Annotated in this window: 1 pseudogene; it reads left to right on the top strand. The window is 61.7% G+C overall.

Annotated features, from left to right (window positions below):
• A pseudogene (locus DBR24_RS34545) lies at positions 1 to 379 on the top strand (beta-(1-3)-glucosyl transferase); the annotation flags it as partial.
• Positions 380 to 441 lie beyond the last annotated feature (62 nt).

The raw sequence follows: 441 nt of genomic DNA on the forward strand, positions 1-441 counted from the left end.
TCGCGCCGTCGGCGTGAACCTCAAGGATGCGTTCTGCGCGGCGCTGGCCGGGCTGGCGTTGTCGCACACCATCGCCAAAGCGGTGCTGTACGGCTTTTTCACCAGCAGCATTCCGTTCTTCCGCACACCGAAAAACGCCGACAACCATGGCTTCTGGGTGGCGATTTCCGAAGCGCGGGAAGAGCTGTTCATCATGTTGCTGCTGTGGGGCGCGGCGCTGGGGATCTACCTGGTGCAAGGCATTCCGAGCAATGACATGCGCTTCTGGGTGGCGATGCTGCTGGTGCAGTCGCTGCCTTACGTCGCGGCGCTGATCATGGCGTTCCTCTCGTCGCTGCCGAAACCTTCGGCGGCGCCTGAGCCGGCGCCTGTCGTCTAATTCCTCGACGAAGCACTAAACGGCGGCCAATGGCCGCCGTTTTGCTTTAAGATAACCGCCAT

Source organism: Pseudomonas sp. HMWF006 (genome assembly GCF_003061205.1).
GTDB lineage: Bacteria > Pseudomonadota > Gammaproteobacteria > Pseudomonadales > Pseudomonadaceae > Aquipseudomonas > Aquipseudomonas monsensis.